We start from the raw sequence: 1,763 nt of genomic DNA on the forward strand, positions 1-1,763 counted from the left end.
CCACGGGTCGAGGGGCGGGGCGGCGGCGCGCCCCTCCGGGCAGTGCCGGCGCATGTCGCAGCGGGCGCACCGCGGGCCCGGCGTGGGCGGGAAGAGCGCCTCGGGGTCCCCGCCGGCGGCCAGCTCCGCCTGCGCGGCCGCCATCTCCACGGCGGACTCCTCGGCGCGGCGGCGGTGCCGGGCCAGCGAGGCGTCGTCGTGGACGGCGCTCGCGACGGCCCCCGTCGGGAGGTGGTGCAGCTCGACCCGCCGGCAGGCCCGGCGCAGCGTCCGCGCGGTGGCCAGGGCGTAGAGGGCGAGCGCGCGGGAGGACCGGGCGTCGTCGGCGTCCGGGAGCCACCGTCCGGTCTTGTAGTCGACGACGACGGCCTCGCGGGACCCGTCCTCGGCGACGCCCGCGTCGATCCGGTCGACGCGGCCCTCGGCGACGAGCCCGCCGACCGGCGCGGCCACCCAGCGCTCCACCCCGAGCGGCTCGCCGACCGCGGCGCCGTGCTCGTCGGCGTAGCGCGCCACCCAGTCCTGCGCCCGGGACCGGTACGCGCCCGCCTGGTCGTCGTCCCGGAACCCCTCCGAGGACCAGTGGCGCTCCACGAGGGCGGCGGCCCGGTCGGCCCCGCGGCGGGCGACGGGCAGCTCGAAGAGGGCCCGCAGGGCGTTGTGCACCACGGCGCCCAGGGTCGCGTGCGCCCAGGCGCCGCCGCGGGGCGGGCTCGGCCGGTCGAGGTAGGTCATGCGGTAGCGGCGCCGGCAGTCGTCCCAGGTGGCCAGGCGGGCGGGGGTGACCTTGATCAGTGGAGAGGGCATGTCCTGGAGACTGAGCTGCCCGTCCATCGGTTCCAGACTATGGCCCGCCGGTCACGACGTCCGCACCGGTCGCCTGCGCGACGAGGGCGTCGAGCTGGCCGGGCGCCGTCGTCTCCGCCGCGATCGGGGTCTCCTTGTTGCCGCCGTGGTAGTCGCTCGACCCGGTGGTCAGCAGGTGCAGGTCGCCGGCCAGCGCCCGGAGCCGCTCGCGGTCCTCCGGGGCGTGGTCGGGGTGGTCCACCTCGAGCCCGGCGAGCCCGAGCCCGGCCATCGCCTCGATCACCGACTCCTCGACGACCGCGCCCTTCCGCCGCGCCCACGGGTGCGCCCAGACCGTGACCCCGCCGGCCGCGCGGATCATGGCGATCGCCTCGGCGATCGGCGTGTCGGCCTTCGGCTCGTAGTAGGGCCCGTCCTTGGCCAGGAACGACTCGAACGCCTCCGAGACCGACGACACGGCACCGATCTCGACGAGCGCACGCCCGAGGTGCGGGCGACCGACCGGGGCCCCGGTGCGGTCCGCGATCGCCGCCGGGTCGACGTCGTAGCCGTCGGCGCGCAGCCGCTCGGTCATCACCCCGATCCGCCGGCCGCGCTCGCCGCGCAGCCGCTCCTGGTCGGCCAGGATCGCCGGGTCGGCCGGGTCGAAGAGGTAGCCCAGGAGGTGGGCGCTGACCTCCCCGCCCCGGCCGTCGGGGGCCGTCGTCGAGAACTCCGCCCCGCGGACGAGGCGGAGACCCGCCGGCACCGCGCGCGCCGCCGCGTCCCAGCCCGCCGTCGTGTCGTGATCGGTCAGCGCGAGCGTCGTGACGCCGGCCGCCGCCGCGAGGCGGACGACGTCGGCCGGGTCGTCGGTGCCGTCGGACGCGTTCGAGTGCACGTGGAGGTCGATCACGGGCCCGGGGTACCCGGAGTCACCGACGACCTCGTGTCACGGACGGCTGGGGGTCTGCCGC

2 protein-coding genes are annotated in these 1,763 nt (G+C 77.8%); both read right to left on the minus strand.

The window, feature by feature from the left end; translation table 11 throughout:
• Positions 1 to 834 (minus strand): RecB family exonuclease (locus tag AC0CYZ_RS13290; protein WP_472216024.1); only part of this gene is annotated, 834 nt, incomplete at its 3' end.
• Positions 835 to 844: 10 nt separating this feature from the next.
• Entirely contained in the window at positions 845 to 1,702 is an 858-nt protein-coding gene (locus AC0CYZ_RS13295; RefSeq protein WP_472216026.1) for a PHP domain-containing protein, read from the minus strand.
• Positions 1,703 to 1,763 lie beyond the last annotated feature (61 nt).

This window comes from Actinomycetospora sp., assembly GCF_055612215.1.